At 46.5% G+C, this 26,774-nt stretch carries 31 protein-coding genes and 2 pseudogenes; 23 read left to right on the top strand and 10 right to left on the bottom strand.

Translation table 11 applies throughout. From position 1 onward, the window contains the following. The first annotated feature begins 5 nt into the window (after positions 1 to 5). The 15 genes from EAI80_RS03810 (at position 6) to EAI80_RS03730 (ending at position 12,603) form a co-directional block, all read left to right on the top strand. Positions 6 to 2,045 (top strand): DUF87 domain-containing protein, encoded by a 2,040-nt coding sequence (locus EAI80_RS03810; protein ID WP_342771501.1) that lies wholly within the window; start codon positions 6 to 8, stop codon positions 2,043 to 2,045. 731 nt (positions 2,046 to 2,776) lie between these two features. Next, a complete protein-coding gene (gene ltrA, locus EAI80_RS03805; protein WP_002585010.1) occupies positions 2,777 to 4,657 on the top strand; it encodes a group II intron reverse transcriptase/maturase in 1,881 nt (626 codons plus the stop codon). Between the two features lie 178 nt (positions 4,658 to 4,835). Beyond that, complete coding sequence (locus EAI80_RS03795) at positions 4,836 to 5,060, top strand: hypothetical protein (protein ID WP_238634389.1); 225 nt, start codon at positions 4,836 to 4,838, stop codon at positions 5,058 to 5,060. Positions 5,061 to 5,339: 279 nt separating this feature from the next. Beyond that, positions 5,340 to 7,007 (top strand): C40 family peptidase, encoded by a 1,668-nt coding sequence (locus EAI80_RS03785; RefSeq protein WP_129980986.1) that lies wholly within the window; start codon positions 5,340 to 5,342, stop codon positions 7,005 to 7,007. A gap of 22 nt (positions 7,008 to 7,029) precedes the next feature. Then, positions 7,030 to 7,296, top strand: coding sequence for a DUF4315 family protein (locus EAI80_RS03780; RefSeq protein ID WP_023042370.1), 267 nt, complete (start codon positions 7,030 to 7,032; stop codon positions 7,294 to 7,296). After that, positions 7,283 to 7,930, top strand: coding sequence for a DUF4366 domain-containing protein (locus EAI80_RS03775; protein WP_129980985.1), 648 nt, complete (start codon positions 7,283 to 7,285; stop codon positions 7,928 to 7,930). The genes EAI80_RS03780 and EAI80_RS03775 overlap by 14 nt, the downstream gene beginning before the upstream one ends. Continuing rightward, the gene (locus EAI80_RS03770) at positions 7,927 to 8,124 is read left to right on the top strand and encodes a hypothetical protein (protein ID WP_005927616.1); all 198 of its coding nucleotides are present in this window, start codon (positions 7,927 to 7,929) and stop codon (positions 8,122 to 8,124) included. Before EAI80_RS03775 ends, EAI80_RS03770 begins: the two co-directional genes overlap by 4 nt. Then, a complete protein-coding gene (locus EAI80_RS03765; RefSeq protein WP_055650129.1) occupies positions 8,125 to 8,526 on the top strand; it encodes a cysteine-rich VLP protein in 402 nt (133 codons plus the stop codon). It begins immediately after the preceding gene. A gap of 132 nt (positions 8,527 to 8,658) precedes the next feature. After that, complete coding sequence (locus EAI80_RS03760; RefSeq protein WP_202976595.1) at positions 8,659 to 9,249, top strand: hypothetical protein; 591 nt, start codon at positions 8,659 to 8,661, stop codon at positions 9,247 to 9,249. Between the two features lie 12 nt (positions 9,250 to 9,261). Next, a complete protein-coding gene (locus tag EAI80_RS03755; protein ID WP_003500078.1) occupies positions 9,262 to 9,444 on the top strand; it encodes a DUF4316 domain-containing protein in 183 nt (60 codons plus the stop codon). Continuing rightward, complete coding sequence (gene mobC, locus EAI80_RS03750; RefSeq protein WP_012741672.1) at positions 9,444 to 9,785, top strand: plasmid mobilization relaxosome protein MobC; 342 nt, start codon at positions 9,444 to 9,446, stop codon at positions 9,783 to 9,785. Before EAI80_RS03755 ends, mobC begins: the two co-directional genes overlap by 1 nt. A gap of 160 nt (positions 9,786 to 9,945) precedes the next feature. Continuing rightward, positions 9,946 to 10,284 (top strand): hypothetical protein, encoded by a 339-nt coding sequence (locus EAI80_RS03745; RefSeq protein ID WP_016306492.1) that lies wholly within the window; start codon positions 9,946 to 9,948, stop codon positions 10,282 to 10,284. A gap of 3 nt (positions 10,285 to 10,287) precedes the next feature. After that, the gene (vapD, locus tag EAI80_RS03740; RefSeq protein ID WP_016306491.1) at positions 10,288 to 10,656 is read left to right on the top strand and encodes a VapD family protein; all 369 of its coding nucleotides are present in this window, start codon (positions 10,288 to 10,290) and stop codon (positions 10,654 to 10,656) included. Between the two features lie 161 nt (positions 10,657 to 10,817). Then, positions 10,818 to 11,108 (top strand): CD1845 family protein, encoded by a 291-nt coding sequence (locus EAI80_RS03735; protein ID WP_129980983.1) that lies wholly within the window; start codon positions 10,818 to 10,820, stop codon positions 11,106 to 11,108. A gap of 79 nt (positions 11,109 to 11,187) precedes the next feature. After that, complete coding sequence (locus EAI80_RS03730; RefSeq protein WP_129980982.1) at positions 11,188 to 12,603, top strand: relaxase/mobilization nuclease domain-containing protein; 1,416 nt, start codon at positions 11,188 to 11,190, stop codon at positions 12,601 to 12,603. Positions 12,604 to 12,772: 169 nt separating this feature from the next. On the opposite strand, the gene EAI80_RS03725 is transcribed toward EAI80_RS03730, so the two are convergent. The 3 genes from EAI80_RS03725 to EAI80_RS03715 form a co-directional block, all read right to left on the bottom strand. Continuing rightward, positions 12,773 to 13,138 (bottom strand): helix-turn-helix transcriptional regulator, encoded by a 366-nt coding sequence (locus tag EAI80_RS03725; RefSeq protein WP_005927604.1) that lies wholly within the window; start codon positions 13,136 to 13,138, stop codon positions 12,773 to 12,775. 102 nt (positions 13,139 to 13,240) lie between these two features. Next, positions 13,241 to 14,611 (bottom strand): HAMP domain-containing sensor histidine kinase, encoded by a 1,371-nt coding sequence (locus EAI80_RS03720; protein WP_129980981.1) that lies wholly within the window; start codon positions 14,609 to 14,611, stop codon positions 13,241 to 13,243. Continuing rightward, positions 14,608 to 15,303 (bottom strand): response regulator transcription factor, encoded by a 696-nt coding sequence (locus EAI80_RS03715; RefSeq protein WP_129980980.1) that lies wholly within the window; start codon positions 15,301 to 15,303, stop codon positions 14,608 to 14,610. The genes EAI80_RS03720 and EAI80_RS03715 overlap by 4 nt, the downstream gene beginning before the upstream one ends. 158 nt (positions 15,304 to 15,461) lie before the next feature. On the opposite strand from EAI80_RS03715, the gene EAI80_RS03710 reads away from it, so the two are divergent. From EAI80_RS03710 to EAI80_RS03680, 8 genes are all read left to right on the top strand, one after another. After that, positions 15,462 to 16,385 (top strand): ABC transporter ATP-binding protein, encoded by a 924-nt coding sequence (locus EAI80_RS03710; protein ID WP_129980979.1) that lies wholly within the window; start codon positions 15,462 to 15,464, stop codon positions 16,383 to 16,385. After that, the gene (locus EAI80_RS03705) at positions 16,378 to 17,181 is read left to right on the top strand and encodes an ABC transporter permease (RefSeq protein ID WP_129980978.1); all 804 of its coding nucleotides are present in this window, start codon (positions 16,378 to 16,380) and stop codon (positions 17,179 to 17,181) included. The genes EAI80_RS03710 and EAI80_RS03705 overlap by 8 nt, the downstream gene beginning before the upstream one ends. Position 17,182: 1 nt before the next feature. Next, on the top strand, positions 17,183 to 17,953 hold the full coding sequence (locus EAI80_RS03700; protein ID WP_129980977.1) for an ABC transporter permease: 771 nt from the start codon (positions 17,183 to 17,185) through the stop codon (positions 17,951 to 17,953). Between the two features lie 20 nt (positions 17,954 to 17,973). Beyond that, positions 17,974 to 18,321: a YxeA family protein gene (locus EAI80_RS03695; protein ID WP_129980976.1), complete on the top strand. Its 348-nt coding sequence runs from the start codon at positions 17,974 to 17,976 to the stop codon at positions 18,319 to 18,321. Positions 18,322 to 18,816: 495 nt separating this feature from the next. Further along, positions 18,817 to 19,239, top strand: a complete 423-nt coding sequence (locus EAI80_RS03690) for a sigma factor-like helix-turn-helix DNA-binding protein (protein WP_009901667.1) — start codon at positions 18,817 to 18,819, stop codon at positions 19,237 to 19,239. Positions 19,240 to 19,764: 525 nt separating this feature from the next. Continuing rightward, on the top strand, positions 19,765 to 19,950 hold the full coding sequence (locus EAI80_RS03685) for a hypothetical protein (protein WP_334293849.1): 186 nt from the start codon (positions 19,765 to 19,767) through the stop codon (positions 19,948 to 19,950). A 133-nt stretch (positions 19,951 to 20,083) separates the two neighbouring features. Beyond that, positions 20,084 to 20,260, top strand: coding sequence for a hypothetical protein (locus tag EAI80_RS13315; RefSeq protein ID WP_005927581.1), 177 nt, complete (start codon positions 20,084 to 20,086; stop codon positions 20,258 to 20,260). Positions 20,261 to 20,349: 89 nt separating this feature from the next. After that, positions 20,350 to 21,858 carry a recombinase family protein gene (locus EAI80_RS03680; RefSeq protein ID WP_005927564.1) on the top strand — a complete coding sequence of 503 codons (1,509 nt, stop codon included), beginning with the start codon at positions 20,350 to 20,352 and terminating at the stop codon, positions 21,856 to 21,858. Positions 21,859 to 21,900: 42 nt separating this feature from the next. On the opposite strand, the pseudogene EAI80_RS03675 reads toward EAI80_RS03680, so the two are convergent. From EAI80_RS03675 to EAI80_RS13310, 7 genes and pseudogenes are all read right to left on the bottom strand, one after another. Beyond that, positions 21,901 to 22,758: pseudogene (locus EAI80_RS03675) on the bottom strand (Sapep family Mn(2+)-dependent dipeptidase); the annotation flags it as partial. Positions 22,759 to 22,802: 44 nt separating this feature from the next. After that, complete coding sequence (locus EAI80_RS03670; RefSeq protein WP_129980973.1) at positions 22,803 to 23,756, bottom strand: N(4)-(beta-N-acetylglucosaminyl)-L-asparaginase; 954 nt, start codon at positions 23,754 to 23,756, stop codon at positions 22,803 to 22,805. 56 nt (positions 23,757 to 23,812) lie between these two features. Then, on the bottom strand, positions 23,813 to 24,334 hold the full coding sequence (locus EAI80_RS03665; RefSeq protein ID WP_129980972.1) for a GrdB-related putative oxidoreductase: 522 nt from the start codon (positions 24,332 to 24,334) through the stop codon (positions 23,813 to 23,815). 16 nt (positions 24,335 to 24,350) lie between these two features. Then, positions 24,351 to 25,718: a PTS sugar transporter subunit IIC gene (locus EAI80_RS03660; protein ID WP_129980971.1), complete on the bottom strand. Its 1,368-nt coding sequence runs from the start codon at positions 25,716 to 25,718 to the stop codon at positions 24,351 to 24,353. 23 nt (positions 25,719 to 25,741) lie between these two features. Further along, positions 25,742 to 26,065, bottom strand: coding sequence for a PTS sugar transporter subunit IIB (locus EAI80_RS03655; protein ID WP_129980970.1), 324 nt, complete (start codon positions 26,063 to 26,065; stop codon positions 25,742 to 25,744). Between the two features lies 1 nt (position 26,066). Continuing rightward, positions 26,067 to 26,393, bottom strand: coding sequence for a PTS lactose/cellobiose transporter subunit IIA (locus EAI80_RS03650; protein WP_129980969.1), 327 nt, complete (start codon positions 26,391 to 26,393; stop codon positions 26,067 to 26,069). A gap of 200 nt (positions 26,394 to 26,593) precedes the next feature. Beyond that, a pseudogene (locus EAI80_RS13310) lies at positions 26,594 to 26,774 on the bottom strand (hypothetical protein); the annotation flags it as partial.

Below are 26,774 nucleotides of genomic sequence, written 5' to 3'. Positions count from 1 at the left end.
GGGAAATGTACCGGGACGGGGTGTGCCGGGTAGCGGACCGCTATTACACCAAAACCATTGAATACGAGGACATCAACTACCAGCTCGCACAGTCCGAAGATCAGGCGGCCATCTTTGACGGGTGGAGCGCCTGCCTCAACTACTTTGACAGCAGCCTTCCGTTCCAGCTTTCCTTCCTCAACCACCGGAGCCGCCCGGGCAGCCGGTACAGCGTGAACATCCCCATGCAGGATGACGATTACAACAGCGTCCGGTGTGAGTATGTGGAAATGCTGGAAAACCAGATCGCCAAAAGCAACAACGGCATTGTCCGCACAAAGCTCCTGACCTTCGGCGTGAACGTGGACGACCTTCCCACCGCCAGGGCAAGGCTGGAACGTGTAGAGGCGGACATTTGCGGGAACTTCAAAAAGCTGGGCGTCAAGTGCCGCTCCCTTTCGGGGCTGGAACGGCTGGAGCTTCTTCACGGGCAGCTCCACCCCGGCAGCGGCTCCCCCTTCCGGTTTTCATGGGATATGATACCAAAAACCGGGCTTTCCACCAAAGACTTTATCGCCCCGGACAGCTTCGACTTCCGTTTCAGCCGTCTGTTCCGGGTGGGGACGACTTGGGGCGCTGCCTCCTACTTGCAGATTTTAGCCTCGGAGCTCTCGGACAAGCTGCTGGCGGAGCTTTTGGAAATGGATGCGGAAATGACCATCACCCTCCATATCCAGACCGTCGATCAGGCCGCCGCCGTAAAATCCATCAAGGCCAAAGTCTCCGACATTGACAAGATGAAGGTGGAGGAACAAAAGAAGGCAGCCCGGTCAGGGTACGACATGGACATACTTCCGCCCGACCTCGTAACATACAGCAACGACGCAAAGACCCTTCTGGAAGATTTACAGAGCCGGAATGAAAGAATGTTCCTGCTGACCTTCCTTGTGGTAAACATGGCCCCGACCCGCCGGGAGCTGGACAATGACCTGTTCACGGTGTCGGGTATCGTCCAGAAATACAACTGCACCTTGAAGCGGCTGGACTTCCAGCAGGAGGATGGTTTTCTTTCCAGCCTTCCGCTGGGCCATAACGGCATTGAGATCAAGCGCGGCATGACCACCAGCTCCACGGCCATTTTCGTTCCCTTTATGACGCAGGAGCTCCGCATGGATGGCGAAGCCGTCTATTACGGTCTCAATGCACTTTCCCATAACATCATCATGGCAAACCGGAAAAAGCTCAAAAACCCCAACGGCCTGTTCCTCGGCGTGCCGGGCTCCGGCAAATCCTTTGCCGCAAAACGGGAGCTTGTGAACGTGTTCCTTGCCACCCGTGACCGGATCATTGTGGTTGACCCGATGGGCGAATATTCGCCCCTTATCAAGCGGCTGGGCGGTCAGGTCATCGAGATCGCCCCGGACAGCCCCCACCACATCAACCCGATGGACATTGATTTGAGCTTCGACGAGGAAAACCCGATGGCGCTGAAAGCCGACTTTATCCTGTCGCTGATGGAGCTGATCGTCGGCGGCAAGGACGGCTTACAGCCGGTGGAACGGACCGTCATTGACCGCTGTGTGCGCCAGATGTACCGGGAGCATTTGCAGGACCCGGAAACGGCGAAAATGCCGACCCTCCAAACCCTCTATGACCTGCTCTGTTCCCAGCCCGAGGGCGAGGCGGTGCGGCTGGCAACGGCTCTTGAAATCTATGTGTCCGGTTCCCTTAACGTGTTCAACCATGAAACCAACGTGGATTTGAACCGCCGTCTGGTATGCCTTGACTTAAAAAAGCTGGGTGCCGGGCTTCGGACGATTGCCATGCTCATTATGCAGGACTTGGTAAACTCGCAGGTGTCCATGAATTTCCTCCGCGGTATCGCTACATGGTGCTACTTTGACGAATTTCATGTGCTGCTCCGTGACCGTCTGACAGCAAGCTATTGTGTGGCGATCTGGAAAATGCTGCGAAAAAAAGGGTGCGTTCCGAGTGCTTTAACGCAGAACGTGAAGGATTTTCTGGCAAGCCCGGAGATCGAGAACATCTTTGGTGCGACACGTTGACGCACAAACATCACGCTATGAGGGTAATACTTCATAGACTTATGGCCATGTGATGCTAAAAGCGTCGGGCTTATCTCGGCAGGGATGAGCAACAACTGATAACCCGATAGGTAGAATGAAGGAGTAACGCCCTGAAATGCCTACTCTGATACTTCGACCGGCTTCGGCTGTAATGGCTGGAGTCTGGAGCTCGATAAAGTCGGCGGAAGTTTGTCGTAACAGCGTGGCAACACGGCTGACGAAAGTGCAGTAGAGGTACTGTATGCAGATGACACGCCGGGAGTCTATAAAATATCTATGGTGAGAATGTCTACGACGGACTGACGAAAACCGCGAATGTACGGGTCTAGATGTTTACCGTATAGAAATGTACGGACACTTAAATGTGGGTCAGTGCGGTAAAGTAAAAATCGAAAATATGAAATTCCGTATTGTGTTACAGGCACAATCAAGCTGACAGGACTATAGCGGACACCTAAGGATATATGTACAGATAGGGTTATCGGAACGTGGAAAGGTACAGAGTTGCTCATAAGCAATCTGCGGACGAATCATATAAGCCGCTTAATCTGTGCTGAAAAGCGAAGCTCGAACCTATGACAGCCCAACGAAAAAGGCGGGCTTGAGGAATGGGCTTTAGTCGGTTAGAAACTATTGTTGTCATTCAATCGTATAAGGATTACGAGTAAGACAAAAAGGGACACTTTCCCGCGAAAGGAGAGTGATGCCTTATGACCAGAAAAAAGAAACAACTGCTATGTGAGGAAAATCTGCGACATAACGAGTATTACGGAATGCAAGATACCTTCGATAATCTATATGCTGCCAGTAAGAATGGTGAGGTGTTTACAGACCTCATGTCTATCGTCCTTCAAAGGGAAAACATTCTGCTGGCATACAGAAATATCAAGAAAAACACAGGAAGTAAAACGTGTGGAACAGATAAACTCACAATCAGGGACATTGGAAAGTGCTCCCCTGATGAAGTAGTTGAAAAAGTGAGATTTATTGTAAACGGAAGTGAGCATGGTTATCGTCCTAAGCCAGTCAGGCGAAAGGAGATACCGAAGCCATACGACCCGAGCAAGACAAGACCCTTAGGCATTCCATGCATCTGGGACAGGTTAATCCAACAATGTATTAAGCAGGTAATGGAGCCGGTATGTGAAGCTAAGTTCAGTGAGAACAGCTATGGCTTTAGACCGAACCATTCCGTAGAAAACGCTATCGCCAGAAGTTATAAACTGTTACAGCAAGCAAACCTGCACTATGTCATTGAATTCGATATTAAAGGATTTTTTGACAATGTGAACCATGCAAAGCTGATTCGGCAGATTTGGGCAATGGGGATTCACGATAAGGCGCTTATATTTGTGCTTCGGAGAATACTGACAGCACAGATAAAACTTGAGGACGGAACATTTATTACGCCTGATAAGGGAACACCACAGGGTGGAATCATTTCTCCACTCCTTGCAAACATCGTTCTTAACGAACTCGACCACTGGGTTGAAAGCCAATGGCAATGGAGTCCGATATGCAAAAGAAATGTCAGACCTGAAAACGGGTACAGACAGGCGAAAAAGTCCAACCTCAAAGAGATGTTCATTGTTCGATATGCGGACGACTTTCGGATTTACTGTAGAACGAAAGATACTGCTGAACGGACAATGCACGCAGTTATACAGTGGTTAAGAGAAAGGCTGAAACTGGAAATCTCAGAAAAGAAAACAAGGATTATCAATGTCAGAAATCATTACTCAGACTTCCTTGGGTTCAAGATGAAAGTTCACAGGAAAGGCAACAAGCTGGTGGTAATTTCATACATCGCTGATAAGAATTTTGACCACAAGCGCCAGAAGCTGAAAACACAGGCAAAACGGATTGTCCATCCCCGAAAAATCTATGGAGAACAGGGTGAAATCAGGCTCTATAACAGTATGGTCACAGGAATGCAGAATTATTACTGCATTGCCACCCATATCAACCATGATTGCGCAATACTAAATCGTGCAGTTATGACACTGCTCACAAATAGGCTTAGTACCCGTAACGGGAATCGATTGGTTAAAACCGGACGGGAATTGACTGAGTTTGAAAGAAGCCGATTTGGAAAATCCAAAATGATGCGATATGTTGCAGGCACAAATGAGCCAGTATATCCTATTGGCTACACGCAACACAAGAATCCTTTATTCCGTAAAAAAACATGGAATTACTACACTCCAGAGGGGCGGGAAGGCATTCACAATAACCTACGAATCAATATGGCCATTCTGCTCTCGCTTATGCGGAAGCCACCCTATGGCTATAGCGCGGAATATGCAGATAACAGAATATCACTATTCTCTGCTCAATGGGGAAAATGTGCTGTTACCGGTGAAGAATTCTCAAGTACACATGAGATTCACTGTCATCACAAACTGCCCCGGTATCTTGGAGGCGATGATTCCTATGGGAATCTTATTTTAGTGAAGGATTCTGTACACAAGTTGATTCATGCCATCAATGCAGATACAATCGCAAAATATTTGGAACTCCTACAGCTTGACAAGAGCCAGCTCAAAAAGGTAAATACGCTCCGTGAGTTGGCGTCTCTGCCGTTAATCTAATCTCTCACTAATCAACACAACACAGTATTTCTATGACAGGTTTGATTGTTTAGACAACGAAATCTACTAACCGATGGAACGCCGTGTGCGGTGAAAGTCGCATGCACGGTGTGAAGTGGGGGAAAAGCCTGAGATGATATCAGGGGCTTACCTATCACTATAAAACTCGGACTTCCTTGTGCTGCTCTCGCAGGCACAGGGCGACCGGCAGATTTTAGCCAAACAGCTTGGGATCAGTCCCCACCAGCTTTCCTATGTGACCCATACCAATTCCGGCGAAGGGCTGCTGTTCTTCGGGAACACCACCATCCCGTTTGTTGACCGCTTCCCGCAGAATACCGAGCTGTACGCCATTATGACCACCCGCCCGGAGGACAAAAAACAGGAAATGAACCGGGCATAACACACTTCGGGCCATGATGGTCCGAGGTTTGGAAAGGAGGGATACATTATCGGAAAGAAACCGGACAAACGGAATTTTCAGAGGCCGGGGCCGACGGAGGATACCGGGGGCAATCGCCCCGGGCCGGCTGAACGGGAAGGACCTTCCCCCGCACCATCCCGACGCCTGCGGTTTGAGAACGAGGATACCGGGCAGGACAGTCCTTCGGGCCACAATGGCCCGAAGTCCAAAAACGGCAAGTTTCAAGAGGACAGCCGGAAAAGCCGTCCCTCTGACCGCATGAGGCAGGAAGATGAAGCGGGCGGGTCGCAGGATACCGGCAAGGCACAGGAGCCGGAGGGCTCCGCCGAGAAGGCTGGGCGCAAAAAGGATAAGTACCAGAAAGCACAGGCAAAAGCGGAACACGCCGGGGAAAAGCTGGGAAAGGCCCGGGAGAAACTGGACAAGACCGAGGCAAAACGGGCAGCGAAGAAACCGCCGGGGCTTGCAAAAAAGGCAGTCCGGGGAGCCCGCACCGAAGCATGGTTTTATCTCCACAACAAAATCCACGAAGTTGAGCATGAAAATGTGGGTGTGGAAGGAGCCCATAAGTCGGAACTTGTGGCCGAGGCCGGAGCCCGGAAACTGACCCGGTATGCCAAACGGAGATACCGGGAGCACCCGGCCCGGAAGGTGGCAAAGTGGGAACGGAAGGACATAAAAGCCCGGGCCAATGTGGATTTTCAGAAGATGGCCTCCGAGCACCCGGAGCTTGCCAGCAATCCGCTTTCCCGTGTGCAGCAGAAATGGAAACTGAAACGCCGGTATTCCAAAGAAGCAAAGGCGGCTGCAAAACAGGGCGCAAAGGCCGCAAAGAAAACCGCTGCCGCTTCGGGAACTGCGACCCGGCGAGCGGCGCAGTTTGTGACCCGTCATCCTGTGGCGGTGCTGGTCCTGCTCCTGCTGTTGCTGCTCTGTTTTCTTGTGTCGGCGGTAAGCTCCATCTTTCCCACGCTTGGCAGCGGCCTTGCCAATGCGTTATCCGGAACCTCCTACGCCTCGGAGGATACGGACCTGCTGGGCGTGGACGAGGACTACACGGCGCTGGAAAATGAGCTGGTGCAGACGGTAGCGAACATCGAAAGCACCCATCCCGGCTATGACGAGTACCGCTATTCCGTGGACGAGATCGGCCATAACCCCTATGAGCTGGCGTCCTATCTCTCGGCAAAGTACCATGTGTATTTCCAGGAACAGGTGCAGGACGAACTGCGGGAGATTTTCGAGGCACAGTATGAACTGACCTTGACGGAGGAAGTCGAGATACGCTACCGCACCGAAACCAGCACCGACCCGGAGACCGGGGAAACCACCACCGAGGAAGTCCCCTATGAGTATTACATTCTCAATGTGACCCTCACAAACAAAACGCTGCCCGCCGTGATCCTGCCGAGGCTTAACGAACAGCAGCGGGAAATCTACACCGTTATGCAGCAGCTTAAAGGCAACAAGCCCTATCTGTGGGAAGGGATTTACAACGGCGGCGAAGATACCGGCCCCAGCTATGAGATACCCGGCGAGGCACTGGATGACCCGGCTTTTGCGGCGCTCATGGAAGAAGCCACAAAGTACATCGGCTGGCCCTATGTGTGGGGCGGCTCCAGCCCGTCCACCTCCTTTGACTGTTCGGGCTTTGTCTGCTGGGTGTACACGGCCAGCGGCGTCCACAACCTGCCCCGTACCACGGCGCAGGGCATTTACAACCAGTGTGCTATCATTTCTCCCTCCGAGGCAAAGCCCGGCGATATTATCTTTTTCACAGGAACCTATGACAGTGGAGTGCCTGTGTCCCACGTGGGGATTTATGTGGGCAACGGGATGATGCTCCATTGTGGGTCCCCCATCCAATACGCAAACATCAATTCAAGCTACTGGCAGACACATTTCTATGCCTTCGGGCGTTTGTGAGCCAGAGGAAAGGAGTCCTTGCATGAACAAGATCGACAAGCTCGATAAGGAACTGGAAAAAGCCCGGGAGAAGGCTGCCGAGTGGCAGGCCAAAATCCGGGAGCTGGAAAAGCAGAAACAGGAGGAAGAAAACAGCCAGATCGTGCAGGCGGTGCGCTCGCTCAAACTGACGCCCGCCCAGCTTATGGCTTTTCTGAATGACCCCAAAAACAGCCTTACCGCTTCGGGCCATACTGACCCGAAGCCGGAGGAACCCGGAAAGGAGGACACAGCCCATGAAGAAAACTAAATACCGCAGGCTGGCGGCGATGGCTGCCAGCCTTTTGTGTTGCATGATCTTTACGGTCCCGGCCTATGCACAGAGCAGCGAGCCGCAGCCGGAGACAGCTCCCGCCCCGGTGGAAACCGAAGCGGAGCCGGAAACCCAGAACCCCTTTACTCCGGACGGGACGGGAACCGTGGTGGACAACGCCACCGACGAGGATGGAAAGGAGTTCTACACCATCACCACCGCAGACGAGAGCGTGTTTTATCTGGTGATCGACAAACAGAAAACCAGCGAGAACGTCTATTTCCTCAATACCGTTACCGTAGACGACCTTCTGCCTCTTGCCGAACAGGGTAAGGAACCACCCAAAGAAGTGACCCCGGAGCCAGAGCCAAAGCCCACCGAACCGGTAGAGGAAGTACCGGAACCCGAGCCGGAGAAAAAGGATAGCCCCCTTCTCTCTCTGCTCCTGATCGGTGCGGTGGTGCTGGCCGGCGGTTGGATTGGTTACTATTTCAAGATTTACAAGCCGAAGCATGAAGCCCCGGATTTGGAAGATGATTACTGCGAATATGAGGACGGGGAGCTGGAGGAGATCGCAGAGGAACCCGAGGACGAAGATACCCCGCCGTGGGAGGAAGATACGGAGGAATGAGAATGAATTTTACAAGCAGCCCTTTTGAACGAATGATGAAGGAAGTACCGCACCCCGGCTGGGACAATGACGACCCTTGTAAGGGATGCCGTTACTACAAGGAGTGCAAAGGAAAGAAAAAACAGTGCCGGAAGAAGTTCCGGGCGCTGATCGTGGAGCCCCGCCCTTCGGGCCATCGTGGCCCGAAGTCATAAATGGACGCCCGGGAGCTGACCCGTGACGAGAAGAAGAAAATCCGCACTCTGGTCACGGGGATGTGCGCCAACTATGACCGGGAAAGCGGCCTGTGCCTTCCTCTTGACTGTGCCTGCTATATGCTGCACAAGTGCTGGACAGGGGCGTACTGCCGTTATTTCCGTGAGGCTGTCCTGCCCCTTAACCCGGAGCTTCAAGCGGCTCTGACAACGGAAGGCATCTCCCCGGAGCTGCGGGCCTGTGCGGTCTGCGGAAAGGCATTTTTGCCCGAGGGGCGTCAAGCCTACTGTTCCGACGCCTGCAAGGCCGAAGGGAACCGCCGGAAAAGCCGGGAACGCATGAGGAAAATGCGGGAGAAAAGGCCGGGCGGCTGTTACGATTTGCCGCCTCCAAAGGCTTGACATTCCGGGCTTTTTGGAGGGTGTTTCCGGGGTGGGAATATCTTATTACATTCCTCCCCGGTCTGCCCTCTTATTTCGTAACATCCAGCACTTCGGGTCATGTTGGCCCGAGGCACAGAAAGGAGGGATCTCTTGGAGACAGTACAAGGATATGTGATTTTGAAAGCTGCCACCTTTGAAACCGGACACGGCTTTGCGCTGGGGCATAATCCGGGAGCGCCGAGCCCCTTTGTGACCTGGCAGTTTACCGAGGGGGAAAACGGCCATCGGGATTACTACTGGGGCCGCTATGGAAACAGTCAGGCGTGGGCGCAGAAGGACTTTGACCGCCGGGTGGACGACTATCAGCAGCTTTACCATGCGGCGGTCAAGCATACCGAGCTGGGACCGGAGGGCGTTTACCGCTATTATTCCACCCAGCGCCCCGTAGACATAGGCACCTATCCGAAGCCGCCGGATAACCAGCCCCTTTCCATCGTCAACTACGATGACGACAGGCGGCGTCCTGTGGCAGACGGCAGGCTGATGGCATGGGGCGAACTGACCTACGCAAAGCCGCTGACCGAAAAGCAGATGGAGGATTATGAACTGAAACCAGCACCGGGCAATCCTGACAGGGTGCGCCCATCCATTACCGCCCGGCTCAAAGAAGGAACCAGAGGGCAGGAACCCCCGAAGGAGCCCGGCCAGAAGCGGAGCCATAAAAACCATGAGGAACGATAAAGGAGGAACGCCATGCACGAAAAAGACAACTATCTGAAAACCGCCGAGCTCTCCACGGAGCAGAACTGCAACATGATCGACGGCGTACCCAACAACACGCCCATCCCACCCACGCCCCCGGAGCTGGACGCAAAACCGCTTGATAAGGTAAAGGAACCCAAAGAGCGTCGGAAAGGCCGGGAGCTGGAACGCTGATGGAGAACCGCAAGCGGAATGTCCATCTGCACGTCATGGTAACGCCGGACGAGCTGGCAGCCATCCATGAACGGATGGCCGAGGCGGGCATTTCCAACGCCGGGGCCTATGTGCGGAAAATGGCTCTGAACGGGTATATCCTGCACATCGACCTTGCACCTGTAAAAGAGTTGATCTCTCTGCAACGGCGCTGTTCCAACAATCTCAATCAGGTTGCCATACACGCACATACCTATGGCGTGTACCCGGAGGAAATCGACGGATTGAAGCGGGACTATGAAAAGCTGTGGGGCGAGGTGTCAAAGGTGCTGCGGGAGCTTTCCGAGCTGGTGGCAAAGTAAGACGAGGGCGGCAGGCTTCCGTTGCGGGGCTTGCCGCCCTGTTCTTTTTTTATCACTTCGGGCCAGCATGACCCGAAGCCCGTCATAAAAAATTCAGATTTTCAAGATTGTAGAACCAGCTCTATAATGATATAATAATTTAAGAAGGGAGGCTGATACCATGCTGAAAATGGTTATTCGCATGAATGATGATAAAATCACAGCCGAAAATAAGTACCGGCTGGATGGCATTTACAACACAATCAATCATACATTCCAAACCGTGGGCCTTCCCCGTATGGAGGATGGTTCCGGCGCTTTGGTATTCCGTGACTGCGGCAGAGCGAGGGATTTTAGTCTGTTCGGCCGGATCGTCAATACCTTGAAGCGGCAGACATGGTTCATGGATAATGTTTCTGTGTGGCGTCTTTGTGACAGTGACGATTCTGACAGTCCAGATGATTTCAATGAAGAAGATCTGTTGACCCACTATCAGGAAAAAACGGCAATGAGGGCTTGAGTTTTGGAGAGAAAATATTTCAAAGCCTTAAATTTTGATCTGGACACCCATCAATTAAAAGAGCATTACCCCGGAGCCAATTACCGGCAGGCGTATGACGACTTGCGCCGGTTCTTCAAACGGCATCGTTTTTCTCACCGTCAAGGCTCCGGCTACATATCGGATGATAAGCTGGCAACTGCTGATATATATGACTTGATGGATGAATTAAGCAGACAGTTTCCGTGGATTGGAATATGCGTGAATAAAATTGATGTGACCAACGTGGGACGGCAGCACGATTTGACAGAGCTCTTGAAACCAGCAGAGGATATTGTTATCGACACTTCGCTGCTGACAGTTCCCGATTGCCCGCAGCAGGAAACAGAATAACAGAAATTCGGCAGGACATGAATGTGTCCTGCTTTTTCTGTTTTCGGGCCATACTGGCCCGAAGTTTGGGGACAGGATTCACTAATCTTTCGCAACATTTATGTCCCCGGGCAGGCATGATAAAATAGAGGTAGAAAGGATAGATAAAGGAGGTTTTGAAGATGAAGATACTGCTGAAAATATTGGTTGCTCCCTTTGCTTTAGCGTTGTCCCTTCTGGCGGCTCTGCTGGTGTTCCTGTTTGATATTTGTGCCGTCCTGCTGACGATTGCCTCTGTGATCTTTGCGGTGCTGGGTGTCGCTCTCTTTTTCACGCCGACGCCCATAGGCGGGATTGTATTTCTGTTTCTTGCCTTCCTTCTTTCGCCGTATGGACTGCAAGCGGCGGCGGGCTCCCTTCTTTGGGCGCTGGACGGAGGCAAATCCGCTCTGTACCGGTTTCTGGCAAGTTAAGCAGCCTCGGGCCATACTGGCCCGAAGTCGGGGCGGTCTGAATGGGCCGCCCCTTTCTCATGGAAAGGAGGAATGATTTTTGGCTACCACAACTTTGTTACAGCGCCATGCGGGCGAAGGCGAAACGATTGCCGAGGCTATCCGGGATTGTCTGGACTATGGCAAGGACCCGGAGAAAACAGAAAGCGGAAAGTATATCTCCGCTTATGAATGTGATCCGGCCACCGTGGCGGACGAGTTCCTTTTGGCAAAGGCCAGCTATGCCGCTATGACGGGTCGGGAACAGAAAAAAGAAAATGATGTGCTGTGCTATCAGATACGACAATCCTTCTATCCGGGCGAGATCACCCCGAAGGAGGCGAACCGTATCGGCTATGAGCTGGCTATGCGTTGGACAAAGGGGCGGCACGCTTTTATCGTTACCACACATACCGACAAGCAGCACATCCATTGTCACATTTATTACAACTCCACCACCCTTGACTGCACCCGGAAATTCCGAAACTTTTGGGGCTCCAGCTTCGCCCTTCGGCGGCTCTCTGACAGGCTGTGCCTTGAAAACGGGCTGTCCATTGTAGAGAACCCGAAGCTCCGGAGCAAGGGCAAGTATCGGAATTATGGAGAATGGCAGAAAGACCGGAAAGGGCCGCTTTCCTATCAGGACCGACTGCGCCTTGCTATTGATACCGCACTGGCGGAACGCCCCGCTGATCTGGACGAATTTCTCAATCTGATGAAGCGGGCCGGGTATGAGGTCAAGAAGGTTCGGGGCGGCGGTATCAGTTTCCGGCTGACCGGGCAGGGACAAGAACGCTTTACCCGTCTGCGGGCCTCCACGCTGGGGGACGGCTACGACTTACAAGATGTTCTGGCCGCCATTGAGGACAAAGAAAAACGCCCCGGGCGCTCGGAGCGGAAAATCAGTCTGGCGGTGGATATTCAAGCAAAGCTGGCTGCCGGTAAGGGGCCGGGATATGAACGCTGGGCGAAGGTATTTAACATTAAGCAGATGGCCGCTGCCCTTGCCTATATACAGGACAATGGACTGACCGATTATGAGCAGTTGGCACAGAAAGCCACCGAGGCGGCAGACCGTTTCCATGCCATTTCCGAGCAGATCAAGCAGACGGAACAGGCCATGAAAACCAATGCTGGGCTAAAGGCCGCAACGGTTCAGTATGCCAAAACCCGTCCGGTCTTTGAGCAGTATAAGGCGACGAAGTACAGCCGGAAATTCCTTGCGGAGCATGAGGCCGACCTTGAACTGTACCGGGCTGCACAAGCGGAAATGCGCTCTCTGCTGGGCGGGGCGAAGCTCCCTAAAATGGATGTGCTGAAGGAGGAAGGCCGCAAGCTCACAGCAAAGAAAAAACAGCTCTATGGAGAATACCAGAAGGCACGACGGGATATGCAGGAGATTATCACGATCAAGGCGAACATTGACACTCTGATGGGCTACACCGAGCCGGGAAGAAAGCAGGAAAAGGAGCGTTAAGGTTATGAAAATAAGGAGCAAAGCGACGCTGACACTTCGGGCCATGTTGGCCCGAAGATACGGGTTTGGGGCGAGCCCCAACAAGCCGCCTTTGTGCCACTTGTGGCCACAGAGGCATTGCTTGCCACTTAGTGGCAGCCCCTAAAATGGCGCAAAAAAACAGAGGCCCTTATTCTGGAACCTCCGTTTCTCTGGCTTTCTTAATGCCCTCGGCTGTGGCTTCTATTACAACAAGCTCTTTTTCATTCATAGAATTTAGGAGCACATCAATGTGCTTTCTGCAAGAGCTTGACCTTGCCCCTCCGTCCGCATGAATAAATTGGTCAACTGAAACGTCAAACATGGTAATGAGTTTAACAAAAAGGTCGAAGCTGGGATATTGACCTTTGTTCTCAATATTCATAATGGTACGGGAGTCACGGTCTACTAATTCCGCAACATAGGCTTGTGTCCAGCCCTTTTCTTCTCTGGCTCTTTTGAGTGCCAACCCGAGGCCGTGAAAGTCAAACCTTCTTTCATCTTGGTTCATTCTCATATCACCCTATATCATTGTACATTTCGGGTTAAATTATGAGAATGTAATGAAATTTGATGTGAGGTAGTATTTTATTTCTTGTTTTTGTCTGTCTATTATAAGTTAATATATTTCTATTGGAATAACAACTTCCACGCTTAATCCGTGCGGGGCAGTATCAGAAAATTGAATTGTGCCTTGATGTATTTTCACAATCTGCCGCACGATTTTAAGACCCATCCCATGCTCGATTTCTCCCGTTTGCTTTTGCGTACTGGAAATATCTCTGTCGTTATTCAATGTGTTTAGTTGCGGCTCACTTATTCCACAGCCATTGTCTATTACAGAAAAGGTACACGTTCTATCACAGCTTCCTACTGATACTTGTATCCTACACCCGTTTGGATTATGGACAATACAATTCCTGATTAAATTGCATAACATCCGGTTTAGTAAGGATTGATCGCCAGTAATAGTGATAGCTTTTCCGGGATTATCTTCTGATAGCTCTAATTCATATTTGTCTGATAGGCCATCATTCAAAACTTCACTTACGGCTTGCCTCGCCAATTCTACCGGGACAAGTGTTTGCTTTTGCATAGGCTGCATGGAATATTCCAGTTTTGTAGTCAAATTCAAATTCTCAACTAAATTCTTTAGTTTTTCGCTATGTTTGCGGATAATTTCCGCTTGCTTTCTGGTGGTTTCCGGCAAAGAAGCAGTTTCTTCAATTTCGCTGGCATACCCTAAAATCATAGAAAGCGGCGTGCGTATATCGTGAGAAATACCCCTGATCCATTCGGCGCGGGTGTTATCTTTTTTTAGTAAGTAATCACCGGCTTTATTCAAACCGGCATTGATTTCTGCTAACTCCCCGTTTTCTTCCAGATGAACGGGATGCCCGGATGAAAGATGTCGTATGCCATTCAAAATCGGCTCCATAGCTTTTTCAATCCGATGGGCATTTCGGACAAATAGATACAACATTAACAAAACATTGATACAGACAGCGGCTAAAAATCCAAATGCTATCGGCCGAAGATATTGAGTTTTGATGGAAGTGTAGTAATTCGTTACATATCCCTGCGGGAAACCAACAACTAAAAGGCTGCCTTGTCGATTCCAAATATTAACTGGATAACTGTTAAGATACCAACGGCTGAACATAGCAACGTCCGTTGTGGAATAGTGGCGCGGCAATTCTTCCGGCACATTCATTTCCCAAATTATGTTTCCATTTTCATCCAAAATCATGGCCCATGCGCAAGCATTGCTTAACATTTCCTCTGCCTGTATATCGGCATTGAATTGCCCGTTGGTTTCCGTGATATGATTTGAAAAATCTTCAATCGGGAAATTTGAGTTTTTTACATTCCCTAAATAGGCGGCTGCAAAGAAAGAGGCTACTAACAAAATATTGACGAATAGAAAGAGAATGATGATACTGACTATTGAAAATATATAGCGGCGAAAAAATCGCTCTGATTTGTTCATGTTTGCACCCCCTTAATGTTCAGACGATACCCAATTCCTTTAATTGTTACAAGCGCAACTGGTTTTGAAGGATTTTCCTCGATTTTTTCTCTTAGATGTCGGATATGAGTTGCTAATGTACTTTCGTAGCCTTGCCAGAAATCACCGCATATTGTTTGACATAATGCGCCTGTGGTAACGATTCTACCTTGATTTTCATACAGTTTTTTAAAAAGTTGAAACTCTTTGGCTGTCAGCGAAATACTTTCTTCGCTTCTCTGGACGATTGCTTTTTCCAGATCAACCGTAGCAGCGTCAAAGAACACTTTCCGCTCTTTCTCCGGGTAAACGCGTTTCAATATAGCCTGTACTCGAAATAGTAATTCTTTTGGTAAGAATGGTTTTAACAGATAGTCGTCTGCACCATTTTCAAAGCCTACAAATTTATCTTCGGCCTCGCCACGAGCTGTCAGCATTAAGACAGGAATTTTGCTGGTCTTTCGTAGTTCTTTTAATGCAGCAAACCCATCCATACCAGGCATCATAACATCGAGTATCATCATATCTGGTTCTTGCTCCTCACACATTTTTAAGGCTGCCTCGCCAGACGAAGCCGTCAATACCTGTGTAAATCCTGCTCTTGTAAAAATAGATTTTACCATCTCCAACAAATCTGCTTCATCATCAACTACAAGGATTCTTTTATCGTTCATAAGGCACCACCTTTTATTTGTTGCTCTTATTATACCTCAAGATAGGTAAAATGCCTATTCTGACCTTGAAATCTCAAAGTAAACTCAAGGTTGGCTCAATGTTATCTCAAAGTTGATATGTTATGCTGAGTACACAAACAAAAAAGGAGGCATAAGTGATGAACGATTACATTATTGAAACACATGATCTGACAAAAAAGTATGGAAGTCAGACCAGTGTTTCCCATCTGAATATTCATGTGAAAAAGGGCCGTATCTACGGGCTGTTGGGACGCAACGGTGCAGGTAAGACCACGACCATGCGAATGTTGCTGGGACTGACGGCTCCCACGTCTGGCGAGGTAACGATATTTGGAAAGCCCTTTCAGGGCAACGAAAAGAATATCCTGCCCCGTATAGGCTGTCTGATTGAGTCGCCGGGCTTTTACCCCAATTTGACAGGAACGGAAAACCTAAAAATCTTTGCTGAACTTCGAGGATTAAGGAGTCCCAAATATATCAAAAATGCATTGGAACTTGTCAATCTACCTTACCGGGACAAGAAGTTGTTTTCCCAATATTCTCTTGGTATGAAGCAGCGGTTGGCGATTGCTCTGGCCGTCATGCACAACCCGGAACTTTTGATTTTGGACGAACCGATTAACGGCCTCGACCCCATCGGCATTGCGGAAGTGCGAGATTTTATCCGAGAATTGTGTGATACTAACGGTAAAACCATTTTAATTTCCAGTCATATTCTTTCGGAAATCTCTCTGCTTGCAGACGATGTGGGAATTATTGACCACGGCAAGTTGCTAGAAGAAGAAAGTCTGAAAGAATTGGAGGCGAAAAACGCTAAGTTCATCCACTTCTGCGTATCGGATGCACAAAAAGCTGCGAAAATTATTGCTGCAACATTTCACAGCAAAGATTTTCGCCTTACAGATGCCAATAATCTGTATCTCTACGATATGACCCTGCCAGTGGAAAGGATTAACCGTTCTTTTGTCGAATCAGGAATTGAGATTCAAGAAGTCCATCTTTGTGAGGATACTTTAGAGGACTACTTCAAAAAGATAACAGGGGGTGAGGGGATTGCTTAACTTGATTCGGTGCGAGTTTTGGAAACTGAAAAGAAAAATGTTCGTGCAGTTGGTATTGGCGGCATCTTTTCTGTTTCCAATCCCACTAACTGCCATTATCTATTATCTGAACACGGCGCAAAACAAATACGCTACAAAAGCAGCAGCTTTTGACGCCCTGTGGCAATCCGTAATCGGTTTTGGTATGTTGCTACTTCTTCCCTGTATTTTAGGAATTGTTGCAGCACTCCTCTTTTTTATGGAGCGAGATAACGACACCTTTAAAAACCTACGGACAATTCCGATAACAAGTTCACAGATGGTTATCGCAAAGTGCATTGTTTTATTATTGCTTAGTATTGCGTTTTGTATATCTTCGACTGTGGCCTCTATCCTTTGCGGTTTTGTCTTTTTCGGAGTGACCGATATTTTGTTTAAGGTATTGTTTTCCGCTATTTACGGATTATTGATTGCGATTAGTGCATTACCGCTGATATTGCTGATTGTATTTTTCAGCAGATCCTATATTTTTTCCATTATGCTTTGTGTATTTTATAGTGTATTCAACCTGCTCTCAACATTTTCTATGACAGCACTTCCAAAATGGCTTGTACTTACTCTGCCTACACCGAGCATTATGTTGTGGGGAACCCAGCAAATGTCTTCTCGTACTGCTATAAACGACACAGAGGATTTGCAGAACTTCATTCAAATGGGATTGATACCTTCTACTCCTCAACTAATTATAACTTTGGGGGTAATTGGGGCTGTTTCACTTCTTCTGGCGGTCTATCTTTATAAGAAAAGGAGTGAGTAAAATGGTAACAATTATAAAAACCGAGTTTATGAAGCTGAAAAGATATTTTATTGTCTGGATTGGCGTGTCCCTCATGCTTCTTACAGTTCTGCTAACCTTGTTTACTACAATGGCCGATGACGGAATGGTATGGGACTACCAATTTCTTTTTGAACAGGTAGTTAAGCATTTTGTAACAATGATTTTCCCAATGTGTATCACGCTGATTAGTGGGTATATGATTTCCCGTGAATATACAGACGACACATTAAAAAATATTGAAACATTACCCATTTCATTTAGGAAACTTCTGGCGGGTAAATTGATTGTTTCTGCAATTCTGTCCTTTTTCTTAGGAATTGTGTGCTTTGCTTTCACAGTCGTTGCAAATTTTATCATGGGATATGATGGATTTGCTTTGATTCCTGCGCTTACAGGATTGGTGCAAATGGCATTGTTAGGATTCTTCCTTTACTTGACAATGCTGCCCATTATTGTTCTGACAAGCAGACATAAAGGGAGTTTCCTTGTAGGGGTTATCGTCGCTTTTGTATATGGGTTTATAGGAATGTTTGCAAATGGGACTTTACAATCTATATATCCTGTCTCCGCTGCGCTTGGTTTAATCAATTATCGAGCTGGCGCAGAAGGAGTTATGTGGAATAAAGGACTGTGTTTTATTAGTATTCTGATTATGTGTGCTATTGGAATTGCTTTGATGTTTGTAAAACAGAAACCAGAAAAGAGAGAATCTAAAAAAACACAGCACACAGCACCTAAAAAGGGCTGGTAAAAGAAAGAGAGGTAACCTTTATGAGTTCTAAGAAAAAAATAGGAATTGTGATTGTCGTTGCTGTACTAGCAATTACTTTTATGACTGTAGCTTTTCTCACTACGCAGACCAATATAGACTACTATACGCAGATCGATAACCGATGGGTAACAGATATTGCACCGCATGGTGCGATGAACTATAAATACACATTGGTTGCTTATAATGAAAGTGGTAATGCAAAAGACGTTACTTTTGAAACAAGCAAAGTTCTCACAGATGGTGCGTATCTGTGCTTGAAAGTGGCTCCCATCAGAGGGGTTGTAACATGGGCTGAAATGCAGTTTGATGAATTACCTTCTTCTGTTCAAGAAAAATATAAAGAATAACCCCGCAGGACAATAAAGGCGCCTGTAATGAAATATATTTAGATCAGCTGCCGCACGACGGCAAAAGAAAAAAAGCCGTCGTACAGCAGCCCTTTTGACACGCCCATACGACCAGCGGCGGCTTTGATTTTCAGAGCCGCCGTTTCTTTCGTTTATCTTAAACCAACGACGACCTAACACCGTGTAAATCCACGGCGGCATATAGGAGGATTGCCGCCGTGTCTATGTTTGCCTTTTTTCACAGTACCCATGACCTGCACCAGTTAAAAAAAGCATAGCTCCCCCTCCGGGTTATTCTGGCTATATATGCGAAATTTGTTGGAACCTTAACTATTGTGTCATTTCATGCGTCCGTGTGGCTTCATGCCGCCCGGGCGCTTTTGCGTTCTTATGGGACTGCTTCGGGTCATGTTGGCCCGAAGTCATTCCCCGTTGCCGCTCCCCGCCGCCTTCGTTTTGGTCACTCGTCAACCAACAACCGAAACGGAGGTCAATATGGCTATTATCAATTTGCGGGACTATTACCCATTCTATACATCGGATTGCTTCATGGAAGTATCGGAAGAAGTTGCAGAAATGTTCAAAGAGTTTGATCGTAAAGAGGCTGCCTACCGGCTGCGTACATACCGCCACAAAGCCTACTATTCCCTTGATCGGGATGACGGGCTGGAGCATGAAGCTGTCTTTGTTGCCTTATCTCCCCATGAACTGTATGAGCGGAAAGTGACCATGCAGGAGCTTCATGCGGCGATTGCCAGTCTGCCGGACAAACAGGCAAAACGGATTTACGCCCATTTCATTCTCGGCATGACCAAACAGGACATTGCCCGGGCAGAGGGCGTCCATGAAAAAGTGGTTCGTGTCGCAATCGAGCGAGGTCTGCGGCGCTTAGAAAAAATTTTGAAAAATTCTTTGTAAGGCGTACCGATTTAGACCGGAAAATGAAATGGTTTATGAGAGGCAAAACACTTCGGGTCACAATGACCCGAGGTTCAGATAAGCCTCATGCAGATTGAAAATTGAATAAAAAGACACCCGGATACGAAGGGGAACGCGCTGTGTGACAGACCCGCCATGACCTCGGATTTCAGAGAATACAGTCTTTGTAAAACTGAGCGAGCGAACAGGTCCATGCCATAGGTGGGGCAAGGCTGGCTCCACCGGAACAGGCGCAGAACCCGGATACTTGCGTTTAGTCACAGTCCGAGCGTTGAAGCGGCCTTGCAAGCCGTGAGCCGTCGCAGGCAATGAGAACGCCTTGCCATCAGAATGGGGAGAGTTGAAATACTATGGGGCATGAAGCCTATGTCCGTCCGATGTGTCTGAAATGAAGTGAAAACCTATGGGGAGCCCCCGGCAATGCTGTCTGATGATAGGCCAACCGATCCGGTGTGGCTCCCCATCTTTTCAAAAAAGGAGCATTTTATGGGAAATGCGTTTGGAATGATCCCCGGCTTGGAAACGGACGAATGGAGTAATGACGCCTGCCGCGGTTATGTCATTATGGCAATGGAGGACTGCGGATTTTCAAAGAAGGATATACGGCGTGTTGTGGGGCAGCTTTATGAAGTATTTGACCTCAACAGCGTGGAGGACGCCAAAGAAAAGTACCATTCCAGTCCTTACTGACCTCGGGCCACATCGACCCGAAGTGGAGAAAGCTCAAAGGGCGGCACCTGCTGGGTGCCGTCTTTTGACATTTCCCCACGGGACAAGTGGGAAAGGCTGGCATATACACGCACTTTCGCAAAGGAGGTTTTCAATGACGCAAGCTGTCACTTATGAACGAGAAACAAAGTCTGTCGCATTTCAAGGGAAGATCATTGTGCTGGAAAGCCTCACGCCGGTACTTCCCCCGAAGGAGAAAGCACAGCGCAAAAAAGAAATTGAGCGTTGTCTTTACGAGGTGTTCAGCAAATATGGAGACAGATTTCCCTAATCATTCGCAACATTGTTGTCCGGGGCTGCTGATGGTATAATATAGTTGTAAGGTTGGTAGCTCCATTCCAACAAGGAAAGGAGCCCAATATGGAATTTATCAGAGAAGATTGTATTTACGCAAGACAGTCAGTAGACCGCAAGGACAGTATCAGCATTGAAAGTCAGATCGACTTTTGCAAGTATGAATTGAAAGGTGGGAGCTGCCGGGTATTCAAGGACAAAGGCTATTCCGGTAAGAACACGGACAGGCCGGAGTTTCAAAAGCTGCTGGGCGAGATCCGCAAGGGAAAGGTTCGGCGGGTCATCGTGTACAAGCTGGACCGTATAAGCCGCTCTATTCTGGACTTTGCAACGATGATGGAGCTGTTTCAAGAGTACGATGTGGAGTTTGTATCCTCCACGGAAAAGTTTGATACTTCGACCCCGATGGGCCGGGCCATGCTGAATATCTGCATTGTATTCGCCCAGCTTGAACGTGAGACAATTCAGAAGCGTGTCACAGACGCCTACTATTCACGGTGCCTGAAAGGCTTTCACATGAGCGGACAGGCACCATACGGTTATCAGTTAGAGCCTACTGTGGTAGAGGGTATCCGCACAAAGAAAATGGTTGCCGACCCCGTAGCCGCCGACCATGTTCGGCTGATGTTTGAAATGTACGCTGAACCGGAAACCTCCTTCGGAGATATTACCCGATACTTCGAGGAACATGACATAAAAATTTATGGCAAATCCATGTTCCGTACATTTCTTTCCCAGCTTTTAAGAAACCCCGTTTACGCACAGGCCGATTTGGAGCTGTACGAATTTTTCAAGAGCCAGGGCGCAGCGATTGTCAATGACGCTTCCGACTTTGCCGGAACAAACGGCTGCTATCTCTATCAGGGGCGGGATGTGAAGGAGGACAAGGACAGGTGCTTAAAAGACCAGATACTTGTTATCGCTCCCCACGAAGCACTCATTTCCTCTGACACATGGCTGAAATGCCGGAAAAAACTTATGGCAAATACCACCTTCCAGCAGGGACGGAAACCGAAGAACACTTGGCTGGCCGGAAAAATCAAATGCGGGCATTGTGGGTATGCTCTGAAAGCCACCCATGTACCAAACAGCACCGGATATTTCCGCTGTACCAAACGGACGGAAAACAAAGGCTGTCCGGGCTGCGGGAAAATCCGTAAAGAAGAATTTGAGCAATTCATTTTCTCGGCCATGCAGGAAAAGTTCAAAGACTTTCAGATACTCCACGGCAGAGAGGAAAAAGTCAATCCGAAGCTGACCGCCTATCAAGTGGAGCTGGCACAGGTGGAGGCAGAAATTGAAAAGCTGCTGGATACGCTGACCGGAGCCAATGCGACCTTGCTTGCCTACGCTAACAAAAAAATTGAAGAACTGGACACCCGACGCCAGACCATTTCAAAGGCAATCGCTGAATTGAGCGTTGAAACCATATCTCCCCAGCAGATAAAGAAGTTATCCTATTATCTCGACAACTGGGACAGCATAGATTTTGACGACAAAAGAAAAGCCGCCGATGGTTTGATCTCTACGATCAAGGCCACCAGCGACCGTGTTCAGATAGAGTGGAAAATCTGACATTTCCGCTCTATCGCCCCTCATTTCTATTTTATCTTGTTTGTACCCCTTGTACACTGAGGTTTTGATTGATTTTTGTTTCACACTTTCTACCATTGGTGCCTTTTTATCAAAATAAACAGGCTTGAAATGAGACACGACTTCATACTCATACCCTTCAATACGATTAAGTTGATCAAGTATTTCTTCTAGTGTAATTCCTGCTGGATAACTAATAGAAAAGCTGAAGTCTTCTTTAGTTAAATGATAGTTACGGATTTCTAATTGTCCAAACTCATCATTCTTATAATCAATACCAAGTCTTTCACCTTTATTTTGTGTATTTAAGATATACTTATTCATAAAAGTAATCAAATGATCTAGATCAGCTTTCACTTTGATAACAGCACGTCCTCTTTCAGCATAAACAACAGGATATTTACAATCTGGTGTAAAGCCGGCAATAGGTGCTTTTTCATAATCTAAATAATATTTTAAATCCTCAAATCCTGATTCTTCATCACAGCCAAAGATGATACGTACTTCTCTTTCAGGCTTTATACCAAGTCTCTTTAAAGCAGTAAGGGCATAAAGACATGAAAGAATAGGACCCTTGTTATCTAGAATACCACGGCTATAAATCACGCCATCTTCTTCATAAGCACTAAATGGTGGATGTTTCCAGCCTTCACCTACTGGTACAACATCTAAATGACCACAGGCACATACATAATCATCACTTTTACCATAACGTGCATAACCGATATAATGATCAACATCAACTGTTTCAAATCCAAGATCACGAGACAACTGGAGTGTTTCATCAAGTGCATGGCGTACGCCTTCTCCAAAAGGAGCATCATTCACAGCCTCAGATTCTACACTATCAATACGTACAATACGCTTGATTCCTTCAATCATCTCATCTGCAATCTCATCAACAGCCTTTAATATTTCTTCATTCATTATTTTCTTACCAATGGGGCTGTTCTTGTACGCATATAATCATCAAGCCATTCCTGACTTGCTTTTTCAAACACGCTATGTTCACCTTCATGCTTTACTACAAATACAGTTGGTTCAAGTTCTGGAGTTGCAACTACAAATGAGAAACCTTCAATATTTGTGGCACATCCCCATTCACCTTTATTATTCATAGCGATTAAAGACATATCTCCTGCTTCACCACGACGTTTGATTAATTCTTTAGAGAATGTATTAACCGCCTTTTCACATGCAGCCTGTGGGTGCATACCTTCTTTCATCATTCTTACGATTTCATAAGAGACACAGCCCTTCATTACATCTTCACCAAGTCCTGTAGCACTTGCACCACCTACTTCACTATCAACATAGAAACCAGATCCAGATACGGGTGAATCACCTACTCTACCAGAGCGCTTCATAAATAGACCACTTGTAGAAGTCGCAGAAGTCATCTTTGCATTTTCATCTAAGCAGACCATACCTACTGTATCATGACCAGAATAAGGTTTAATTTCCTGAGTCATTTCTTTTAATCTATTATGATAATGAATTTCAGCACGTTCAGTAAGCATATTCTTTCTTTCAAAACCATTCTTAGATGCATACTTTTCAGCACCTGCACCTACTAAGAAATTATTTACCTTTTCATGAGATAACTTTCTAGCGATTTCTACAGGATTGGCAAAGTCTTTGATTGCCCCAACGCATCCTACAGAAAGAGTATTTCCGTTCATATAAGCCGCATCTAATTCAACAATCATTTCTTCATTAGGTAATCCCCCATAACCTACTGATTTATAATATGGGAAATCTTCTACAGCCTTAACAGCTTCAACAATCGCATCTCCTGCATCTCCATGATTCTTTAAAATTTCATCTGCTTTGGTAATACCTTCTAAAGCCATTCTCCAAGTAGCAATAATACCGTACATATTAATATCCTCCTTTTATTGAAAGAGGATACGTCCTCACGTATCCTCAAGTTAATTTAGAAACAATACTTAGAAGCAACGATGTCTTCGTCTTTCTGTTCACACATTGCCTTGGCAAGCTGACAGATTCCTTCTAACGATTCATTTAAACCAGTACCACCCTTCTTAGGTGTCTTGATAATATGAACCTTGTCTTTATATTCATTAATTGTCTCTTCATTTTCTATACTCATTGCAGCTATAGCATGTGAATGAGTTTTTTCGTTAATATCATAGGCGACACGTGCAGCCATGCGTCCATAGCCAAGATAGTTGAAACATGGACCACATACAACAACATCTGGTTTGATTTTTTCTGCCATTGCGCAAAGTTTACGGCTGACTTCATCACTATTTGCTTCATAGAATCCATCTCCACAATATAAACAGCATACAATATGTCCATTTACCTGTTTTAAGAATGGTTCCATCATAATAGCAGGTCCACATGATTCTTTTACTAGTCCTAAAGGTACCATGTGATCATCTTTAATCCCTTTACCAGACTGGATCTGGTCATAAATCATTACGATTTTCATGTTTCATCTCTCCTTCTTATAGATCGTCAAAAGATAAGTCGTCTAAATCAATATCGTCTTCTTCTTTAGCAGCCTGAGCCTGAGCTTCTTCATTTAAGTACTGCTTATCAAGTACCTTGATGAATGGCATATAGATAATAACACCAATAACGATTAGGACAGCCTGAAGCAGTGCACCTACCCAGTTAGTTGCTAAGAAACCTGAGATAATTGGTGGCATAGTCCAAGGGATGTTGATACCTGAACAGATTGGAACAATCTTAAGAGCCATACAGAAGTATGAGATAATGATATTTACTGTTGGTACTAACATGAATGGAATAAGAATAGTTGGATTTAATACGATTGGTAAACCGAATACGATTGGTTCGTTGATACCAAAGATACCTGGAACTAAAGCAAGTTTACCTAAGTCTGTAATACGTTTAGATTTACAGAATAATAACATTGCGATTAATAATGATAATGTAGAACCACATCCACCAAATGTAGCGAATAAGTCCTGGAACTGCTGACAGATGATATGTCCTGTACCCTGCCCTTTAGTGAAGAAAAGAATGTTTTCTGCTGATAGAGTCTGAAGAATTGGGTTAAATACAGCACCTACTACTGATCCACCATTGATACCAAAGAACCAGAATAAATGTAAGAAGATATAAGCAACAACCATTGCACCTAATGTATCACCAAGGTTAAGTAATGGTGTCTGTAAGAATTCAAAGATAATCTGGAATACGTTTGTTCCTAAGAAACCAAACATTAAGTTTACTAGGAAGAAGAAAGTCATTACGAATGTTGCTGGAATCAATGCTGAGAAAGATTCTACAACTGTTGGTGGAACACCAGCTGGCATCTTGATTGTCCAGCCTTTACCTTCTACCCAAGCATAAATATGTACGCTTAAGAATGCAGTAATGATACCTACGAAGATACCCTTAGCACCAACCCATCCTAATGGGATACCAGAAAGAGTTGCTTCAATAGTTTTAGATCCTACAGCAACATTACCAGTGATTGAGTATGGCATGATTAAGAACCATGACATAAGTGCACAGGCAGCACCGAAGATCTTGTTTGTCTTCATCTGACCAGCAAATGAATAAGCGATACCCATTACCGCAAATACTGCCATGATAGTGAATGTTGCATCAGATGGCTTTGATAAGAATGCAGCAAGTGACTCACCTGTTTTCTGATTGATAATTGTTGATTCTAAAAATTTTGTCCAAGCTGCAATTGGAAAGTTTGCGATTAATAAGAAAATTGATCCTGCAATAAGTAATGGTGTTGATACTAAGAAACCATCACGAATTGATATTAAGTATTTATTACGCCCGATTTTTTCCGCTAAAGGCATTAAATACTTTTCAAGTTGTTTCATCATACTTTAAGTACTCCCTTTAATTATTATTTATTGTTTTTCTTAATTAATAGAATTGCTTTTTTTAGTACTCTTTCACCGTTCATCATACCGTAATCATCCTGGTCGATTACAGAAATAGGTATGTTTAGGTGCCCGAAGTTAGCTACTGTTTCGTCATAAAGATATTCAACCTGTGGACCAAGTAAAATACAATCAGGACAATCAGATTTAACGATTTCTCCTAATTTGTTATGAAAAAAAGCAGCGACCTTAATTGGTAGGTTATGGCTATTAGCAACTTCCTGCATCTTACTTGCAAGAATACTAGTAGACATACCTGCACTACAGAATAAATAAACCTTTTTCATCCTATTCTCCTCCTTCTAATTTTTTAATTCTTTGAGATAGTTTGATAATCTCTTCAGCCATGATTTTTGTTGTTTCAGCATTCATAAGCTGATCTTCCGCATGCATAAGAAGAATTGTTGGAACTGTCTTTTCACCACATGCTTCCTTCTGGATAAGTGATGCATGTGCTTCATGACCTTTCACAAAGCTTTCTTCTCCTTCTTTGATTTTTGCGCGAGCTTCATCAAAATCACCCTTCTCAGCAAGATACATTGCCTGTACATAACGTGACTTTGCAGCACCCACGGCAGAAATAATGTTAAAACTTAATAATTCTAAATCTTCCATGTGATTTCCTCCATCTCACAATTCATAGTATAAACTTATATTTATTTTCAGGTGGTGAATGCGATTTCCTCTATTTAGGAAAAATTCACTACTTTAGTACGTGCTAGATAAGTGTGAAACAAAAATCAATCAAAACGTATAAAAAAAGACAAACTTAAAAATAAGTTTGAATAATTTAGAAAAAATAGAATAATTGAATATTATGGTTTAGTTAATTTAGAAACGTCAAAACCTGATTTCTTAAGAAACTCTATCGCTGATTCTTCTGTTAAAACTTGTTGCTTTATAGGTGGCTTAGGATTTTTAAATGATTCATAATCTGAAGGATTAAATGTCTCTCCAGTAAGAATCATATGGTATATACTGACAAGCATCATTCTT

Origin of the sequence: Catenibacterium sp. co_0103 (genome assembly GCF_004168205.1) — a bacterium.
GTDB lineage: Bacteria > Bacillota_I > Bacilli_A > Erysipelotrichales > Coprobacillaceae > Catenibacterium > Catenibacterium mitsuoka_A.
Note: the sequence above shows the minus strand (reverse complement) of the source record. Positions and strands in the feature narration are given on the sequence as shown.

What these genes read in the sequence shown, in the direction of transcription:
- EAI80_RS03695 (WP_129980976.1), top strand. Translation starts at nt 17,974, where the DNA reads ATGAGTTCTAAGAAAAAAATAGGAATTGTGATTGTCGTTGCTGTACTA.
- EAI80_RS03725 (WP_005927604.1), bottom strand. Translation starts at nt 13,138, where the DNA reads ATGAGAATGAACCAAGATGAAAGAAGGTTTGACTTTCACGGCCTCGGG.
- EAI80_RS03780 (WP_023042370.1), top strand. Translation starts at nt 7,030, where the DNA reads ATGAACAAGATCGACAAGCTCGATAAGGAACTGGAAAAAGCCCGGGAG.
- EAI80_RS03650 (WP_129980969.1), bottom strand. Translation starts at nt 26,393, where the DNA reads ATGGAAGATTTAGAATTATTAAGTTTTAACATTATTTCTGCCGTGGGT.
- EAI80_RS03785 (WP_129980986.1), top strand. Translation starts at nt 5,340, where the DNA reads ATGAGGCAGGAAGATGAAGCGGGCGGGTCGCAGGATACCGGCAAGGCA.
- EAI80_RS03735 (WP_129980983.1), top strand. Translation starts at nt 10,818, where the DNA reads ATGAAGATACTGCTGAAAATATTGGTTGCTCCCTTTGCTTTAGCGTTG.
- EAI80_RS03765 (WP_055650129.1), top strand. Translation starts at nt 8,125, where the DNA reads ATGGACGCCCGGGAGCTGACCCGTGACGAGAAGAAGAAAATCCGCACT.
- EAI80_RS03715 (WP_129980980.1), bottom strand. Translation starts at nt 15,303, where the DNA reads ATGAACGATAAAAGAATCCTTGTAGTTGATGATGAAGCAGATTTGTTG.
- EAI80_RS03755 (WP_003500078.1), top strand. Translation starts at nt 9,262, where the DNA reads ATGCACGAAAAAGACAACTATCTGAAAACCGCCGAGCTCTCCACGGAG.
- EAI80_RS03680 (WP_005927564.1), top strand. Translation starts at nt 20,350, where the DNA reads ATGGAATTTATCAGAGAAGATTGTATTTACGCAAGACAGTCAGTAGAC.
- EAI80_RS03810 (WP_342771501.1), top strand. Translation starts at nt 6, where the DNA reads ATGTACCGGGACGGGGTGTGCCGGGTAGCGGACCGCTATTACACCAAA.
- EAI80_RS03665 (WP_129980972.1), bottom strand. Translation starts at nt 24,334, where the DNA reads ATGAAAATCGTAATGATTTATGACCAGATCCAGTCTGGTAAAGGGATT.
- EAI80_RS03770 (WP_005927616.1), top strand. Translation starts at nt 7,927, where the DNA reads ATGAGAATGAATTTTACAAGCAGCCCTTTTGAACGAATGATGAAGGAA.
- EAI80_RS13315 (WP_005927581.1), top strand. Translation starts at nt 20,084, where the DNA reads ATGACGCAAGCTGTCACTTATGAACGAGAAACAAAGTCTGTCGCATTT.
- EAI80_RS03685 (WP_334293849.1), top strand. Translation starts at nt 19,765, where the DNA reads ATGATCCCCGGCTTGGAAACGGACGAATGGAGTAATGACGCCTGCCGC.
- EAI80_RS03745 (WP_016306492.1), top strand. Translation starts at nt 9,946, where the DNA reads ATGCTGAAAATGGTTATTCGCATGAATGATGATAAAATCACAGCCGAA.
- ltrA (WP_002585010.1), top strand. Translation starts at nt 2,777, where the DNA reads ATGACCAGAAAAAAGAAACAACTGCTATGTGAGGAAAATCTGCGACAT.
- EAI80_RS03655 (WP_129980970.1), bottom strand. Translation starts at nt 26,065, where the DNA reads ATGAAAAAGGTTTATTTATTCTGTAGTGCAGGTATGTCTACTAGTATT.
- EAI80_RS03720 (WP_129980981.1), bottom strand. Translation starts at nt 14,611, where the DNA reads ATGAACAAATCAGAGCGATTTTTTCGCCGCTATATATTTTCAATAGTC.
- EAI80_RS03660 (WP_129980971.1), bottom strand. Translation starts at nt 25,718, where the DNA reads ATGATGAAACAACTTGAAAAGTATTTAATGCCTTTAGCGGAAAAAATC.
- mobC (WP_012741672.1), top strand. Translation starts at nt 9,444, where the DNA reads ATGGAGAACCGCAAGCGGAATGTCCATCTGCACGTCATGGTAACGCCG.
- EAI80_RS03700 (WP_129980977.1), top strand. Translation starts at nt 17,183, where the DNA reads ATGGTAACAATTATAAAAACCGAGTTTATGAAGCTGAAAAGATATTTT.
- EAI80_RS03690 (WP_009901667.1), top strand. Translation starts at nt 18,817, where the DNA reads ATGGCTATTATCAATTTGCGGGACTATTACCCATTCTATACATCGGAT.
- EAI80_RS03775 (WP_129980985.1), top strand. Translation starts at nt 7,283, where the DNA reads ATGAAGAAAACTAAATACCGCAGGCTGGCGGCGATGGCTGCCAGCCTT.
- EAI80_RS03710 (WP_129980979.1), top strand. Translation starts at nt 15,462, where the DNA reads ATGAACGATTACATTATTGAAACACATGATCTGACAAAAAAGTATGGA.
- EAI80_RS03670 (WP_129980973.1), bottom strand. Translation starts at nt 23,756, where the DNA reads ATGTACGGTATTATTGCTACTTGGAGAATGGCTTTAGAAGGTATTACC.